The sequence below is a fragment of the Acidianus brierleyi genome (assembly GCF_003201835.2).
GTDB lineage: Archaea > Thermoproteota > Thermoprotei_A > Sulfolobales > Sulfolobaceae > Aramenus > Aramenus brierleyi.
This window is the reverse complement of the sequence record NZ_CP029289.2, coordinates 443,503-460,104: the sequence shown is the minus strand read 5'-3', so window position 1 is coordinate 460,104 and position 16,602 is coordinate 443,503. Positions and strand designations below refer to the sequence as shown.

Below are 16,602 nucleotides of genomic sequence, written 5' to 3'. Positions count from 1 at the left end.
TCCTTATGAAGACAAATATATATTAATGTTGGAAATTTCTCTTAAAGGAAGAGGAGGACAAGGAGTAGTCACTGCTGGTGAATTACTTGTTTCTGCTGCAATTAAAGAAGGAATTTACGGTCAATCTATTCCTTTCTATGGTGGAGAAAGGAGAGGAGCTCCTGTTACTTCAGAAGTAAGAGTGTCCAAAGAACCTATCTTTATGCATAGGAGAGTATATAATCCAGATATAATAGCAATTTTCGATCCTTCGCTAATTAACTTGGAAAATATGCTAGAAGGTATAAAAAATACTGGGATAGTAGTTATTAACTCAAGCAATCCCAAGAAGATTTGGAAAAACACCTACGTATTAGATGCTACAAAGATAGCTACGCAATTAGGTCTAGTAATAGCAGGTTGGGCAGTTGTAAATACTGCCATGGTAGGAGCTATAGCTAAAATAACGGACATTCTAAATAGAGATGAAGTAGAAGAAGCTGCAGAGGAAGAATTTGAAGGAAAACTAAGTGAACTTAATGCGGAAGCAGTGAAATTAGGTTTCAATGAGGTGAAAAAACTTGAGTGATGAGTTTCCTTTAGCTTCTCCTAAAAAAGGATCTGCAGGACTTACAGGTTATTGGAGAGTAATTAGACCAGTAATAGACTTTAGTAAATGTACTAGATGTAGATTATGCATTTTGTATTGTGTTGAAAATACTATAGATCAAGAAAATAATCTCTACCCAAGAATTGACTATGATTATTGTAAGGGATGTGGAGTATGTGCACAAGTATGTCCAACAAAAGCCATAAATATGATACCAGAGGTGAAATGAAGTGCAAGTAGTAAGAGGAAAAGTATTGGCTTTAGTAGGAAATCATGCAGTGGCTTATGCTGTAAAGCAAGCTAAACCTCAAGTTCTGGCAGTATATCCTATAACGCCTCAAACTACAATGTTAGAAAAATTATCAGAGTATGTAGATAAAGGAGAATTAAAAGCCGAAATGATTAAAGTTGAAAGTGAGCATTCTGCAATGGCATCTATATATGGTGCCGCAGTAAGTGGATCAAGAGTTTTCACTGCTACTTCCTCTCAAGGCTTACTTTACATGACTGAGATGATATACTGGGTAGGCGGACAAAGGGCTCCAATAGTTGCAGCAATAGCTACTAGAGCTATTGCATCTCCTTGGTCTATTTGGGATGACCATCAAGATTTTGTAAGTAAGAGGGACGCGATATGGATACAAATGATGGCTGAGAATGTCCAAGATGCTTATGACATGACATTACAAGCTTTCAAAATATCAGAAGATAAAAGAGTTGTTTTACCAGTAATGATGGGGTTTGATGGATTTATTTTAACGCATACAATGGAAAGAGTAGAAACGTTACCAGATAATGTAGTTGATTCATTTATTCCACCTAGACAGTTTAATCTTATTGACTTTGATAATCCATTAGGTGTTGGACCTATAGCTACTCCAGATAAGTATATTGAATTTAGATATAAGGCTATGCAAGCAATGGAAAGATCAAAGAATGTAATAAAGGAAGTGGCTAAAGAATATGAAGACATTTCTGGAAGGAACCAATATGGCCTAACCGAATGTTATATGTGCGACGATGCTGAGTTTCTTTTAATTGCAATGGGAGCATGGGTAGGTGATATCAGAGTAGCAGTAAATAGAATGAGAAATGAAGGTAAAAAAGTAGGGTTACTCAAAATAAGAGTTTTCAGACCATTCCCTAAGGAGGAAGTGAACGATATATTAAAGGGAAGAAAAGGAGCTTTAGTTTTTGATAGAGCGTATTCTTTTGGATCGGGCGGAGTTTTAGGGATAGAAACGAGGGCAAATGCATACGGATTAGATACTCCCATATATAATGTAATAGCAGGATTAGGAGGAAAAGATGTAAGACCGATGGAAATTCAAAAAATAACTGAAGATATGATTGAAGGAAAACTTGAAAATGAGAGGTGGTTATTATGAAATTCTTAAGAGGAAACGCAGCGTGTCCAGGTTGTCCTATTCCTAAAGAATTAGATGCCTTATTAGAGGTTACAGGTAAAAAGACAGTCTTAGTTGTTCCTGCTTCATGCACCACGGTAATAATGGGAGATACTACTGGTATGCCTTCAACTGTTCCAGTAGTACATAGTGCTTTTGCAGCATCTCCGGCTATAGCCTCAGGAATTTCTGCATCGTTAAGAAGTAAAGGTGAAAAAGACTATTCAGTAGTTGTTTGGGCTGGAGATGGGGGTACTGGAGATATAGGTTTCGCATCACTAAGTGGTGCCGCAGAAAGAAATGAGGATATAATTTACGTATGCTATGATAATGAAGCTTATATGAATACTGGAATACAAAGATCTGGACTAACCCCTTATGGGGCATGGACTACTACAACACCTTCTGGTAAAAGAGAATTTAAAAAACCTTTACCAATGATAGTTGCAGAACATAATGTACCTTATGTAGCTACTGCATCTGTAGCATATATTTTTGATTATCAGAATAAAGTCAAGAAAGCTAAGGAAATTAAAGGATTTAGATATATTCACTTACTATCTCCTTGTCCTCCAGGTTGGAGATATGATTCTAGCTTAACGATAGAAATAGCTAAATTAGCAGTTGAAACTGGAATATGGCCATTGTACGAAATAGAAAATGGAGAATTCAGATTAACTAGTATAAGTAAAGTGCTAATAGATAAAGATAAAAGAAAACCTGTAGAATCCTACATTAAGTATCAAGGAAGATTTGCCAAATTATCTGCAGAAGATATAAAGAAACTTCAAGATTATGTAGATGAAATGTGGGAACAAATTAAAGGTCTGATTAAAAAGTAATTTTTCTTTATATAATGTTTTTAAAAAATATTTATAATATATCTTGTTTAAGGAATATTTTATTACTATTTAGAATGTTAATGAATTTTTCTGTTTAAACTCTTAATTTTAATATTTATTAATTATACTTTATTTTGTTATTTTTTAACTTCTCTTCTCTTAAATCTTTAAGTATATATGATAGAATGATTATAATAATCATTATACTTGAATTTATTACTAAAGATTCACGTGGAAATCCTACTAACAATAACATTAGCATTATTATAGTCAATATGACAGAATATGGATAAAATGGCACTTTATATGTACCAATAATTTTTTTCCTTCTAAAATGAAAAACAGCTAGAGAACTAATTAGAAAAGAAAAAATAAGGCCAAAATTGCTTATTGACGCTACAATATAAACGTTTCCGGCAAAAAGAGATACGATTGCTATAAATGAAGATATTATGGTTGCAATAGGCGCTACGTCTTTGGATTGATTATATTTTATTATGAAAGAAGGAAAATTCATATCCTTACCTATTTGGTAAAGAGTCCTTCCAGATAGTAGAATCATTGCTAAACTTGCAGACGTTGTGGCAATCATTCCTCCTATGTCAACTATTATATGAAGCCATGAAGGAGCATGTGCATAATCTAAAGCAAAAGATAAAGGATCAGCATTTATTTTGAATCTACTAGCAGGAACAAGAAGAATTAAAGAGAAGGCTACTAAAATATAAAATATCATGCTTATTAAAACTGATACCACTACTGCCTTGGCAGCATTATTAGGTCCTCCTTTTACCCTATCGCTAAAAGACGTTATAACTTGAAAACCAGTGTATGCAAAAAATATTGCTATACTTGAAGAAAAGAATGGCAAAATCCCAATCTGATTTGGTGACGAATAAAAATGAGATATTGAGAAATGACCAAACGCTATTATGAAAGCTGCTAATATGAATATAGATAATATTGATAATTTTATCAATACAAGGAAAAAATCTGCTTCTGCAGCTTTTTGAATTCCTACTATATTCAAAATTGTTAAAATAATTATTAATATTATTGAGAAAATTACCGCTATTGACTTACCTAAACCAAGAATAGAAACAATGTAAGCACCAAAACCGTCAGCGACGGCTGCTATAGAAGTTGAAAAACTAAAGTAAACCATTATTCCAGTTAAAAATCCTAATTCATACCCGAAAGCTTCAAATGCATAAGAATACGTTGAACCTTTAGCATGAGGAAAAATAGTACTCAACTCACCTAATTGTGTTGCTATCAATACACTCATTAATCCTATGAAGAGAAATGCAATCAAAGATAAGGAACCTGCTAATGATATTGCTGTTCCGCTCAATACAAAAATTCCTGCACCTATTATAGCACCTAGTCCTACAGCTATAGCTTGCGCAAAACTTACTTCTTCCACAAAAAAAGAGAGTATAAAGAATTAAAAAAGCGTATTTATATACTAAAATTTTTCTTTAGCCACTCTAAAATTTCCATGGCTGAACTTATGCACTCTTCTGCCTTTCTTTTATTATATTCAGTAAATTGAGAATATCTTGACATTGTATAATGAGGAGTTAAAAAATCGCAATTATGCATAATATTTTCTGGAACATTTATAGATAGTTCATTTTCAATCTTTTCCATTATTTCTCCTAAATCATGAGTAAAAGGAAAACTTCCCTTATATTTAACTAGAATTCCCTTAAGCGCGAACTCTACACTTTGTTGGCTACTAAAACAAGCATACCAAAAATATCCATCATTCAGAAGTTTTTTTGCTATTTCAAGAAATTCTTTACTCTTTTCAAACCAAAACTTTTCAACCATAGTTTTTTAATAAAAATACTATAATTTAAACATAATGAGGTTTGAGGATTTTATAAATGAGATTATAAAATATTATAACGGAAAAGTCTCCATTGCGCTTTTCGGATCTAGAGCTAGGGGAGACTTTTGGGAATCAAGCGATTACGACATTATGATTTTCCTAGATAAAGTTAAAGATAGTGCAGAAGAAGCAAGTAAATTATATGCTATGAAAAGAGGTTTTTCAGCGGATATTTTGGTATTAACTACAGATAAGTTAGAAGATCCAATTATAAGGAAAATGTTGGAATATAAAAAAGTACTTTATGATGGATTAAAAATTTTTAAGTAGGTATTAAAATTCTATTTTTATCTAGATATTGTAAAAACTTAGCGTTCTCTTCTACTTCTTTCTCATCAAATTTAAGATCACCAGCAAATTCCTTAGCCTTACTGCAATCGAAAGTTGTTCCGTCATATTTTAGAAGATTCCTTATATCTGATGGAAGATAAGCCTTAGCTAAAAATTTAGGTATAGGTACTTTGATATATCCTTTGCCGAGCGTCTTCGCCATAATTTCAAAAAAGACGTCAATCCTAATTGGCTCGCATTCTGTTACATAAAAATATGTAAATTTAGGCTTAGCTTCACTCAAGTTTTTGATTATTCTTGATAAGGCGTTAGCGCTTATTACCGAAAACCTAAATCCTAATGATGGAACAAAACCCATTTTAGCAAATCTATACATCGTAATAAATTGAATATGAGCACCATATTTACCGTAAATTAAACTAGGTCTTAATATTGCAAGATTAAATTTCGCATTATTTTTAAGAACTCTTTCTCCTTCACATTTTGTTTTCTCGAATAGAGTAATAGGATTTATCCCTTCACAATGAGATGTTTCTGGCTTAACATTATTACCAGTAACTCCAGGGAGACCACTTAAATGAATTAAAGTAGCATTGGGATTAATCTCAGATATTGTCTTAGATAATAATCTTGGAACTTCTACATTAGCCCTTCTTAATGCTTCTTCAGAACCAGAGATTTCTCCTATTAAATTAATGATGGTATCAGATTGTGCGATATATTTTCCAATATCGTCTATTAGTGGATCTAACTTTATTATGTTCACGTGCTTTTCCTTTAATAAATCCATATAAATCTCTTTTACTGGATTTAAATTCCTATAAGTAACGGTAACATTTCCATAATTTGATAAAAATTCTGCTACATGAGTAGCTACAAACCCTAAACCTAGAACTAAGTAATTCATAACTTGATATTAGGAAAGTAAGTTAAAAACTAAAAATAGTCTCAGTTTTACTGAAAGTCCAGAAATTCGTTTGTGAATAGTTTCAATTCTGAGTTTTCCAATTAATATAAAAATTATAATATTAATTAAATTTATATGCTAAGTATTAATTTTAAAGGTTTAGATATTACATTATTTCTAGGAAATAGTTATTAACTAGAATATTATATCTGTAGTATGCCTCTGAGAGTAAGGAAGATAAATTCATTATAATAGCTACAGTAATTACAGCAATAGGTAGTTTGTTATTTGGATACGATACTGGAGTGATTTCTGGTGCTATTCTTTTCATCAAAATACAATCTCATTAAACACCGCTCAAGAAGGATTTGTTGTTAGCTCAGTATTGATAGGTTTAAGTTTAGAACGAATACAAACTTTACTTTCTAAAAAATTTGGCAAAAAATCTAACTAATGGTGAAAGAAACTAGCCTTTTTACGTCCTCCTTTAGTTTTCTAATTTCTTTCTCGCTTAAGCTCAGCTCATGAAATCCTTCTACATGAAGAGTCCAGGCGCTAGTCCAAAATCTCAATATTTCACTATTTTTAAATCTTAATAGTTTACAAGATTTAAATAAGTCTTCACTTTCCCACCTTCCTCTATTTTCAATGGTTTTTATTATGTCTTTAAGATTGTTTTCAAAAACCAGAAGCTTTACTGACTCCTCAGCAGCCTTATAATACTTCTCACTAGCTTGAACAAGATCACCCTTAGATAAGAGCTCCTCAGCCTCATTCAACAACCTTAAGATGAAAGCTTTGTTTGGCTTTCTCAACCAACGTCTTAACATCCTTCTTATAATTTTCTATTAAATCTTTATCTAAGTATTTTCTACTTGTAAATAATGTTACTGCAGATGCCCACAAGTCTATTAGATTATCTCCTAGCTTGTAAGATAATTCAGTTACTGCATCATTTAAGGTCTTAGAATCCCATCCATATTCTTCAGATTCCTTTATTATGTCTTTAAGATTGTTTTCAAAAACCAGAAGCTTTACTGACTCCTCAGCAGCCTTATAATACTTCTCACTAGCTTGAACAAGATCACCCTTAGATAAGAGCTCCTCAGCCTCGTTATAATATATCTCTGCACTTATATTAATACTCATTACTGATAATTAGTATACAAAAATAAGCATTAAACTTTTTGTTAATTCGTTCTCCATTGTTGCTGGTTAAACTTTAACTTGGTAATGCCTTAATTAAAACGGTCTAGTTTAATTTCTTATTAATATTTTTATTTGATAAAAACAATAAATTTTATTAATAAGCACTATGATTATTTTAGTACTTCTTATAGGTCATGTTTTAAATGAATTGCGTATCTTTTTTTCCTCATCTTTTCATACTCTTTTAATCCGTCATCAGTAAGTACAGAAATATTTGGCATTATAGGAATAGCGTACTTTGGCACATAAAAATGGAGCCCTTCCCAAGAAAGTTCCTTAGGCTCTGGATTTATATATTGATTATAAAGAAAATCCAAATCGCTTACTATTATACCTAGATTAGCATTAATTAATTCTTCTTGAAATTTCATTGCATAATCCGAATTATAGGTAAAGTCGTGGAAACCGACCCACCATATACCATCATAATGTATATGGAAATCATAATTCCCAGAGTAAATCTCGTTAGTGTGATCATAAGTACTTTGATAAAAGTACATAGGTTCTAAAGTTCCATTTTTTCTCTTTTCATCCAAGTATTTATAAAGTTCTTCAAAACATTCTTCTTCTTTTTTATTTTTACATATATTCCATACTTTTCCTCCATAGACCTCGTTAGTAATAGGATTCCTAAAATCGGCATACTTAAAGTATAACTCAATTGGATTGCCTTCTTTCTTTTCTAAAGCTTTTATTATTAAAGAAGCTACATCAATCATTGTAAGTAAATCACAGGAATTATATTTTTTGGAAAAATCTTTAGCTAGTAATTTGGCTCTAGTCAGCAATTTCTTAGCTTTTTTAACGTTCATCCTACCTATAATGAACTTTGTATTAGTAATATAGGTTTTGTATTCTTTTCTAATATTATTAGAGTAATGAGATTCCTCAGTAAAATATATAGCTTTTCTTAAAATTCCTAAAATATCTTTATCTACATCTATTTCCAACTTTATATTGTTAAAATCTTCTATACCTCCCTTACTTTCTAAAATCTTATCTAATTTAGAATTTATTTTTTTCTTATATATTAATATTTTTTTATTATCTTTAGAAATATCTACATAAAATATTTCGTTGTAATAAACCAAGGCATAAATAGAATATGAAGGAGCATTATGAATAGGATAAAAGTATTTCTTAACGAAATTGGCTATATTCATACTTTACTTAGAAATTTAAAAATATTAGACTCTCAAAAGAAACTTTGTTATACAAAATAAAAAATAAACATTAAACTTCTTGTTAATTATTCTTCCATTTTTACTGGTAAATATCTCAAAAATCTTTCTTTAAAGTATTCTTCTATTTCACCTTCTAATTTAAAGCACATATCAAGCTTCATTTCTAGATCTGGAAGTAACCAATAACTGTAATCATACTTACATAGTATTACATTAAAGGGATCTAAAGTAACTTTCATGGTCCACACATGTTTATCTTAACAAGGGGTTCAAAGGGGGCGGAAGACTCCATAAGGGTGGAGATGGATTGCCCCCTTTGTGGTTACATTTAAATACGTATTTTTCAAATATTCTCTTAATGGCAGTCACTGACGGAGTAAGCGTCACTGAGACGCCTTGGTTAAAGCGAGGGTCTATGTGGTACGCCTCTGCTCCATTCAACAGTCCCATATTGGGATACTGTGGGTTCACATTAGTGCTCGGGGTCGGAACGACCCTTAGTGCCTGTGGAGCTCTACCCACTACCTTTGGCAAGCCTCGGCTTTGAAGCAGGAAGCCACGCCCGTTAGGGCAGGGTAGTTCACTACTAGAAGCTAAAGAAAAAATAGATCCCTTACTCTTAAAATAATGCGCATTAGTAATCAATTTAGGCAAAATCTCGTCAATTACGTCTTTTGCTAACAGCTTATGTTTACTCATGGATTTATCATAAAGTGAATTTATTATAACTGTTCTCATTTCCTAGAATGAAAATATGGTATTACCCATTTTAAAAGATTTCCATTCTTATCTACATAAGTGTAGCAAGTCAAAACTAGTTATGTTATATATTCATATTAGCTAATATATCATGTTTTATTTATTTAATTAAATATAAAATTTCTTATAGAAAATCTTTTTAACAATAGATTTTTCTTTAAACTTATGAAGCTACTTTCCGTTTTAGGTATAGTAATTATCATTATTGGCGTTATTGTAGCGTCTTTTTCACTTATTTTCTCACATGAAGAAACTTACAAAACCAATAATTCCATAATTCTTGGTCCATATAGTAGATATTCTGTACCATATCTAAGTGACTCTGAAATTATATTTACGTACAACTCTACTTTACCAGTAAATGTCAGTGGATATCCTTCTTCTGCCACATTATTAAATAATAGCGTATTATATACAATTTGTTTTTTCTCGAGTAAAGAAGGAAATTTATCTCTATATAATCCTTATAATTCTACATCAGTTTTCCAGTATATTTTAGAGGAAGCTACAATGAAAGACGTATTTGTAGAATATGGATTTATAGCAGGGTTAATTATCACAGGATCTGGAATATTTATAACTATATACGCATTGGCTACTAAAAAGAAATAATAATTTTCAGTAATTATATCTATATATAAAGAAGAAATATGTATGTATTTGATATGAAACTTAATAGATTGAATAACTAGATAAAAGTTTTAGGCTATTATAAAGAATTACTAATGTAGATTATTAATAAATAGTTAAATATTGTTTTACGCTATTAATAATATGAGATCAGGTTTCACATCTAATGGAAAAATCTCCGCACTATATGATAACAATTTCTATATAAGAGAGCTTTATTATCCATATCTTGGCCAATATAATCATTCAGTAGGAGGATACTTTAAAATAGGAATTTGGCACGACGGAAAATTTACATGGTTAGATCAGATTAATGATAAGGATAAGAAAATATACATGGATAATTTAATAGTAAATGCAGAAATAGAGTGGTATAATATAAAAGTAAAATTCTCCGATGTAGCTATATTTTCTCATAGTGTTATAATCAGGAAAGTAGATGTTAAAGGAGAAGGATATATTAGAATAATATTTTATCATGATTTCAAATTGAATGGAAACGAAATTGGTGACACAGCATTCTATGATCCAGAGTTAGATAGCATACTGCACTATAAGGATAACACGTGGTTCTTGATAGGGTCTTCTCATAAGTTATATGAATATACTACTGGAAGGAGAGATAAAAAGGAAGTTTTAAATGACTGTGAGGATGGAACATTAAATAAAAACTCTATTGCTCAAGGTTCTGTAGCTTCTGCAATTTCTATTGCATATCCTTCATTCTATTACTTCATTATAGCTGGCGAAACCTTTGATCATGTAGTTAGTATTTATAAGGAGATTAAGGAAAACCCAGAGTTTCATTACGCAAAAAATAAATTTTATTGGAATTCAATAACCTCGGAGTTTACAGATAATCTAGCTAAAATAAGTCTAGCCATAATGTTAGGACATATAGGCGATAATGGTGCAGTACCAGCTTCTTTAGATACTGATATACTGAAATTTAACCTAGATACATATGCATACGTATGGCCAAGAGATGCAGCTTTAACTGCCTATGTTTTAGACATGGCTGGATATTCATCGTTTACTAGGAAATTTTATGATTTAGTATTCCACAAATTATTTGAAAATGGCTATTTATTCCAAAAATATAATCCAGACGGAACGTGGGGAAGTACATGGCACTCGTGGACTGCTAGGACAAAAAAATCCTTTAATATTCAAGAAGATGAAACATCGACAGTTATATGGGCTTTCTGGAATTACTTCACAAAAAGCAGAGATTATGACATGTTAAAGAATATATATCATACAATAAGAGACGCTGCAGATTTTATGGTTAAATTTAGAGATGAAAAATTGAAATTACCCCTAGAGACTTTTGATCTTTGGGAAGAAAAACTAGGTGTGCATACATATACTGTGGCATCAGTATATGCAGGATTGAAAGCTGCAAGCAATTTTGCAAATGTAGTAGGTGATGAGGAAAACATGAAGAAATGGAACGATGTAGCAGAAGAAATAAAGAATTCATTGAAAAATTATATGTTTGATAAAGAAAGAGGAATATTTTACAAATTTATTAACATAGACGATGGTAAAATAACTTCTGTAGATAAAACAGTGGAATCTAGTATTCTAGGCATAGTCACATTTGACGTCTTTGATATTAACGATCCAATAGTAACTAGTAGTATTAATGAAATTATAAACAAATTATGGGTTAAAAATATTGGAGGATTAGCTAGATATGAAAATGATTCTTATCAAAGAATTGAGGGAGATTATAATGGAATACCTGGTAATCCTTGGATAATAACCACAATGTGGTTAGCGCAATATTATGCAAAGAAAAAAGATATGAATAAGGCTAAGGAGTTATTAGCATGGGCAGAAAAGCATTCAATTTCAGGATTGTTACCAGAGCAAATTAGTCCCTTTAATGGAGGCCCTCTTTCAGTAATGCCCCTATTATGGTCTCACGCTGAGTATCTTAAAACTTATTTAATGCTAAAATAGTTATTTTTTGAAATAGATGATATTTTATGGATAAACAGGAAATAAGAGAAGAAATTTGGAAAATATTAGAGGAAAAGAACATAGCGTCATTTCCCAGGCCAGTATATGGAAGAATACCTAACTTTAAGGGTTCTAATATAGCTGCCCAAATATTGTCAAAAACACCAGAATTTAAAAAAGCTGAAGTGATTAAGGTAAATCCTGATTCTCCACAACGTAAAATTAGAGAAATTGCACTTACACAGGGTAAGAAAGTACTCTCACCTACACCAAGACTTAAAGGAGAGTTCTTCCTTTTAGATGGAAAGAAAATTAGTGATCCTAAAAAAGCGTCCAGCATCTCTGGATTTACGTCGTTTGGAGAAAAGATAAACTTTGATAAAATACCTCCTATTGATCTTATTATAGTAGGTTCAGTAGCAGTTACACGAAAAGGAGATAGAGTAGGAAAAGGTGAAGGTTATAGCGAGCTTGAATATGCTATACTGAGAGAACTTAGTAAAATTGATGAAAAAACTCCTGTAGCTACCACAGTTCATAGCGTTCAAATTGTTGAGGAAATTCCATATCAGATTTTTGATGTACCAGTAGATATAATTGCGACAGAACAAGAACTAATAAGAACTCATTCTGAAAGGAAAAAACCAACTGGTTTATATTTAGAATTTCTAACTAAGGAAAAAATCGAGGATACTCCATACTTAAGGTATTATCTCAAGATTACTGGAAGATATTAACTTTAGTTAGTAGTAAAATGAGAACATTTACTATCTATATAAATAGTATATTAAAATGAAACTCTGCCATTCAAGATTTTTCCGTTACGTAAATTACAACGTAGACTCAAATATTAACTTTCTTCAGAACTAAATTATCTAATTGCTCTTCTACTTTCAAATTCCTTTATGAATTCTTTATGAAGTGAAAATACTACTAGGCCTACTATTAGAGTTACTACTCCTATCACTAAAGCATTTTCTCCTAATGATGCCATAAATAGTGCTGAGAGAATTACTGAAAATATCTGAAGAAATGGATAAAGTGGAGATCTAAATTTTCCTTTGATTTTTCTTTTTCTTGCAATAGCCACTTGTATTCCAGAGAGCATGTATGAAAATACTATTCCAAAATTAGAAGCTAAAGCTATACTTTCTACGTTTCCTAGAGATAATGAAGCTATCATTATTGCACTTATGATTAAAAGTGTAGTCTTTTTTCCTCCTAAAATTTTTGGCAACATGGAATCTTTTACCATTTGAGATAGAGTTCTTTCTCCTGCTATTATTATCGAAAGAGTAACAGTAATTGTAGCAATAATAGCAGTAAGATCTATAAAATAGATAAGATAAGACGGAGCCCTTATGCTGGACAATACTAGAGATAAAGGATCTGAAGCTGTACCAAATTTATTCCAATACAATGAGTCCACCATAGAGAATGTAACTAGCATATAAAGTGAAGCACTTATGATTAAAGAAAAAATAATAGCCTTTGGAACTGTTTTTTCTCCATTCTCTACATTAGGAGTTAAAGTAGCTATAGTATTGAATCCAGAATATGCAAAAAACGCTATGTTAGATGCTACAAGTACGCCTAAAATACCATGAGGTAAAAAAGGAGTAAAATTTCCTACTTTAATTCCAGAAATAAATAGTGAAGAAAATGAAAATAATAATAGACCTAGAATATTAAGAACTACTAAAGAGCTTTCAATTACTGCTGCTAATCTTAAACCTAAATAGTCTATTATCACTAAAATTAATATAAGAAAAGCCGCTATAGGGAAATATAATATTTTAGGTAAACCTATAGAAATTAAATACCCAGAAAATCCTAAAGCCGTTGCTGCTCCACTAATAGAATATGCTATTAATCTAAACCATCCTACCAAAAATCCAAGTGTTTCCCCCATAGTAAGCAGAGTAAAACTATAGACTCCTCCTTCTACTGAAGGAAAGTCTGAAGATAATTCGGCGTTGCTAATTCCTACTGTAGTAGCGTAAAAAGCAGTTATTAGAAAAGCTAAAATTGCAGCTGGTCCTGCAGCAGTTATACTTGCACCTGCCATTATGAATATTCCTGCACCTATGATATTGCCTAACCCTATTGACAATGCTTGAAACAATGTTAACTTCTTTGAGCCTTGCACACTTATTCCTAAATTAAGAAGCTTTTAACATCAACTACTTTCAACTTTTAATATAATATCATTCTTAGCTTTCTCTGAATGTTCTTACAAAATTCCTTACTTCTAGAATTCCTATTTTAAATACAAAATCTTGTTTATACCTAGATAGAGAATAACTGAGCCTATTGTAAGGATAAAAGAAAAAGGAATAGGACCTACAATTACAAACGCTAAAAGAGAAGCTAGTATAACATATGCTGAAATTTTCAATTCTCTTAAGTTAAATTCGCCTGCTAACCTCAATATTTCTAAAGAAAATTCTAAAAGATAAGCTAAAACAAGGATTACTCCTATATATTCTACAATAGACATAAAAGAAATATCATAAAGGAAGAACGAAACTAAATAAATTAGTTGGCCAATAAAGAGGACAGGAGATACTTTTATTATTAGACCGTATTCTTCACTCATATTATTAAATGCTTTCCTAACATAATATCCGAATCCAAAAATAAAAAAAGTAGATGCTATTATTGATAAATAGGAAAATAGACTATGATCAAGTTCGTATGTTATTGAAAAAGAAAAAGAGTAAACTAAGAGTAATAAAGAAGACATTTTAAGTATCTCGTAAGGTTTTGGGTTCAATCTAAATTTTTTAGGCAATAATATTCCCCTTAATGAATAACTGCTGAAATAGTAAAATTAAAATCACGACTTTTTGATGGTTCCAAAATTATCAACCCTAGTCCATTATGATATGCATCTGGAGCTCCAGACATGGGTTCTACTGCAACAGCGCCTGGTTCACCAGTGTATAACTGAATATAATCCATATTACTTTTCTCTATTGCAACTGTAGAATAATCGGATTTCAGAGTAATTTCCCTATTCTCTATTATAAAACAGTCATCGTAATCTTTCTGAACTATTCTAAAATCTTCAACATTTCCAGTAGGTATTTTGTTTTCCATTAGACACCTTCTAACTCTATCTGGAGTTATCGACCATTTGCCTCTAACTAGAAAATAAGGATGTGCACCTACAACTAAAGGAGCGCTAACTTCGCCTTCGTTTTTAACAGTTATGAATACATCAAGGAGATCAAATACAACAGAATACGTTATAGTTATTCTTAAGGTAGAAGGATATCCAGGATGGCTTAATAGGTATTCTAAAGTTACTCTACTTTTACCCTTGAATTTAACGTCAAACAGTTTATCCATTATAAGACCGTGTATGGCATTACCTTCAGAGTTTTTTGGCAATTCATATTTTTTATCTTCCCAAATATATTCTCCATCCTTCACTCTATTGGCATAAGGAATTAAAAGTGCCATTCCCCCATGAGTTTTCCTTTCTTTTCCTTTCAAAATAACATCTTTTCCAGACTTTGTTAATGAATATAAGTATGCTCCCTCTTCCATTATTTGAGCTATCAGATCTCCATCTGAAATCTCTAACATTAAATAATCTTATGTAGTTGATAATTTAAGTTTTTAGCTTCTATAACTTAATTTTATTAAGAATTATTCTTATTGTTGACTAAGGCTCAAAACGCATTCTTGAAACATTAAAATATTTAACTATTATTTACTTTCTTAGTCCATGAATTATACATCAATTTTAAATGAAGCTAAACAAATAGAACCAAAAATAATTGAAATAAGGAGAAAAATTCACGAAAATCCAGAGCTTTCCTATAAGGAATTTAATACATCTGCTTTAGTGGAAAGTTTCTTAAAAAATCTAGGAATTCAAGTAATTAAAGGTGTAGGATTGCCAACTGCAGTAGTAGGTATAATAGATTCAGGCAAACCAGGAAATACAGTAGCGTTAAGAGCAGATATGGATGCTCTTCCTGTAGAAGAGGCAACGGACTTACCTTTCAAATCCAAAAATAAGGGAATAATGCATGCTTGCGGTCACGATAGTCACGTGGCTATGCTTCTAGGAGCGTCTATTCTAATAAAAAAATATTTAACAAAAGGAAGAATAAAATTGTTATTTCAACCAGCTGAGGAGGATGGAGGTCTAGGAGGGGCCAAACCAATGATAGATGCAGGAGTAATGGACGATGTAGATTACGTATTTGGACTTCATATCTCATCTGCCTATCCTGTAGGGACATTTGCATTGAGGAAAGGCCCTATAATGGCTACACCGGATTCCTTTAAAATTATTATTCATGGAAAAGGTGGACATGGATCTGCACCGCATGAAACTATAGATCCTGTATTTATTTCAGCTCAAATAATCCTTGCATTACAAGGAATTAGAAGTAGAATTATAGATCCCCGACAACCATTCGTTCTTTCAGTAACTAGCGTTCATTCTGGAACTAAAGATAACATTATACCAGACGATGCAATAATGGAAGGAACAATAAGAAGTTTAGATGAAAGTACTAGAGGAAAAGCGATAGAATATACTAAAAAAATAGTTCAATCTATTTGTTCTGCGTTTAATGCTAACTGTGAAGTAAAATTCATGGAAGACGTATATCCTATAACAGTAAATGACCCTAATATCACTGAAAAGGTTATACGAATATTAGAAAAAATTGAAGGAACCAAAACTATAGAAACTGAGCCTATATTAGGAGCAGAAGATTTCTCAAGATTTCTACAAAAAGCGCCAGGAACATATTTTTTCCTAGGAACTAGAAATGAAGAAAAAGGATACATCTATCCGAATCACAGTTCAAAGTTTATGGTAGATGAGAGCGTTCTTAAATTAGGTACTACAGCATTAACTTTACTTGCATTAGAATTTTCCTAGCGTTTAAATTT

General features: G+C 31.5%; 20 protein-coding genes. 9 read left to right on the top strand and 11 right to left on the bottom strand.

The genetic code is table 11. From position 1 onward, the window contains the following. Positions 1–19 precede the first annotated feature (19 nt). Genes DFR85_RS18250 through DFR85_RS18235 form a run of 4 tightly spaced genes read left to right on the top strand, consistent with a single transcriptional unit; the run spans position 20 to position 2,837 of the window. The gene (locus DFR85_RS18250; protein ID WP_110269525.1) at positions 20–568 is read left to right on the top strand and encodes a 2-oxoacid:acceptor oxidoreductase family protein; all 549 of its coding nucleotides are present in this window, start codon (positions 20–22) and stop codon (positions 566–568) included. Continuing rightward, on the top strand, positions 561–818 hold the full coding sequence (locus DFR85_RS18245; RefSeq protein WP_110269524.1) for a 4Fe-4S binding protein: 258 nt from the start codon (positions 561–563) through the stop codon (positions 816–818). Before DFR85_RS18250 ends, DFR85_RS18245 begins: the two co-directional genes overlap by 8 nt. A gap of 1 nt (position 819) precedes the next feature. Continuing rightward, entirely contained in the window at positions 820–1,977 is a 1,158-nt protein-coding gene (locus tag DFR85_RS18240; RefSeq protein ID WP_110269523.1) for a pyruvate ferredoxin oxidoreductase, read from the top strand. Further along, entirely contained in the window at positions 1,974–2,837 is an 864-nt protein-coding gene (locus DFR85_RS18235; protein WP_110269522.1) for a 3-methyl-2-oxobutanoate dehydrogenase subunit beta, read from the top strand. Before DFR85_RS18240 ends, DFR85_RS18235 begins: the two co-directional genes overlap by 4 nt. A gap of 118 nt (positions 2,838–2,955) precedes the next feature. Here DFR85_RS18235 and DFR85_RS18230 read toward each other — a convergent pair whose 3' ends face one another. Next, positions 2,956–4,263, bottom strand: coding sequence for an APC family permease (locus DFR85_RS18230; protein WP_110269521.1), 1,308 nt, complete (start codon positions 4,261–4,263; stop codon positions 2,956–2,958). A gap of 35 nt (positions 4,264–4,298) precedes the next feature. Beyond that, on the bottom strand, positions 4,299–4,673 hold the full coding sequence (locus DFR85_RS18225) for a HEPN domain-containing protein (protein ID WP_110269520.1): 375 nt from the start codon (positions 4,671–4,673) through the stop codon (positions 4,299–4,301). A gap of 34 nt (positions 4,674–4,707) precedes the next feature. On the opposite strand from DFR85_RS18225, the gene DFR85_RS18220 reads away from it, so the two are divergent. After that, positions 4,708–5,004, top strand: coding sequence for a nucleotidyltransferase domain-containing protein (locus DFR85_RS18220; RefSeq protein ID WP_110269519.1), 297 nt, complete (start codon positions 4,708–4,710; stop codon positions 5,002–5,004). On the opposite strand, the gene DFR85_RS18215 is transcribed toward DFR85_RS18220, so the two are convergent. The 6 genes from DFR85_RS18215 to DFR85_RS18190 form a co-directional block, all read right to left on the bottom strand. Continuing rightward, the gene (locus tag DFR85_RS18215; RefSeq protein ID WP_110269518.1) at positions 4,997–5,932 is read right to left on the bottom strand and encodes a Rossmann-fold NAD(P)-binding domain-containing protein; all 936 of its coding nucleotides are present in this window, start codon (positions 5,930–5,932) and stop codon (positions 4,997–4,999) included. The genes DFR85_RS18220 and DFR85_RS18215 overlap by 8 nt on opposite strands. 166 nt (positions 5,933–6,098) lie before the next feature. Beyond that, entirely contained in the window at positions 6,099–6,263 is a 165-nt protein-coding gene (locus DFR85_RS18210) for a hypothetical protein (RefSeq protein WP_162582563.1), read from the bottom strand. Positions 6,264–6,378: 115 nt separating this feature from the next. Next, on the bottom strand, positions 6,379–6,762 hold the full coding sequence (locus DFR85_RS18205) for a PaREP1 family protein (RefSeq protein ID WP_110269517.1): 384 nt from the start codon (positions 6,760–6,762) through the stop codon (positions 6,379–6,381). Further along, positions 6,704–7,081: a PaREP1 family protein gene (locus DFR85_RS18200; protein WP_110269516.1), complete on the bottom strand. Its 378-nt coding sequence runs from the start codon at positions 7,079–7,081 to the stop codon at positions 6,704–6,706. Before DFR85_RS18200 ends, DFR85_RS18205 begins: the two co-directional genes overlap by 59 nt. 185 nt (positions 7,082–7,266) lie before the next feature. Further along, positions 7,267–8,304, bottom strand: a complete 1,038-nt coding sequence (locus DFR85_RS18195; RefSeq protein WP_110269515.1) for a hypothetical protein — start codon at positions 8,302–8,304, stop codon at positions 7,267–7,269. 86 nt (positions 8,305–8,390) lie between these two features. Then, positions 8,391–8,564, bottom strand: a complete 174-nt coding sequence (locus tag DFR85_RS18190) for a hypothetical protein (protein ID WP_162582561.1) — start codon at positions 8,562–8,564, stop codon at positions 8,391–8,393. 685 nt (positions 8,565–9,249) lie between these two features. Here DFR85_RS18190 and DFR85_RS18185 point away from each other — a divergent pair. The 3 genes from DFR85_RS18185 (at position 9,250) to DFR85_RS18175 (ending at position 12,419) form a co-directional block, all read left to right on the top strand. Next, a complete protein-coding gene (locus DFR85_RS18185) occupies positions 9,250–9,696 on the top strand; it encodes a hypothetical protein (RefSeq protein WP_110269514.1) in 447 nt (148 codons plus the stop codon). A gap of 162 nt (positions 9,697–9,858) precedes the next feature. Next, positions 9,859–11,682 (top strand): glycoside hydrolase family 15 protein, encoded by a 1,824-nt coding sequence (locus DFR85_RS18180; RefSeq protein ID WP_110269513.1) that lies wholly within the window; start codon positions 9,859–9,861, stop codon positions 11,680–11,682. 26 nt (positions 11,683–11,708) lie between these two features. Next, positions 11,709–12,419, top strand: a complete 711-nt coding sequence (locus tag DFR85_RS18175) for a 5-formyltetrahydrofolate cyclo-ligase (protein ID WP_110269512.1) — start codon at positions 11,709–11,711, stop codon at positions 12,417–12,419. A gap of 134 nt (positions 12,420–12,553) precedes the next feature. Here the strand turns inward: DFR85_RS18175 and DFR85_RS18170 are convergent, their stop codons facing one another. From DFR85_RS18170 to DFR85_RS18160, 3 genes are all read right to left on the bottom strand, one after another. After that, complete coding sequence (locus tag DFR85_RS18170) at positions 12,554–13,831, bottom strand: APC family permease (RefSeq protein ID WP_110269511.1); 1,278 nt, start codon at positions 13,829–13,831, stop codon at positions 12,554–12,556. 111 nt (positions 13,832–13,942) lie between these two features. Then, complete coding sequence (locus DFR85_RS18165; RefSeq protein WP_162582559.1) at positions 13,943–14,476, bottom strand: hypothetical protein; 534 nt, start codon at positions 14,474–14,476, stop codon at positions 13,943–13,945. 11 nt (positions 14,477–14,487) lie between these two features. Beyond that, a complete protein-coding gene (locus DFR85_RS18160) occupies positions 14,488–15,276 on the bottom strand; it encodes an aldose 1-epimerase (protein WP_110269509.1) in 789 nt (262 codons plus the stop codon). Between the two features lie 142 nt (positions 15,277–15,418). Here DFR85_RS18160 and cpsA point away from each other — a divergent pair, with 142 nt between their 5' ends. Further along, a complete protein-coding gene (gene cpsA, locus DFR85_RS18155) occupies positions 15,419–16,591 on the top strand; it encodes a carboxypeptidase CpsA (protein ID WP_110269508.1) in 1,173 nt (390 codons plus the stop codon). The last annotated feature ends 11 nt before the right edge of the window (positions 16,592–16,602 follow it).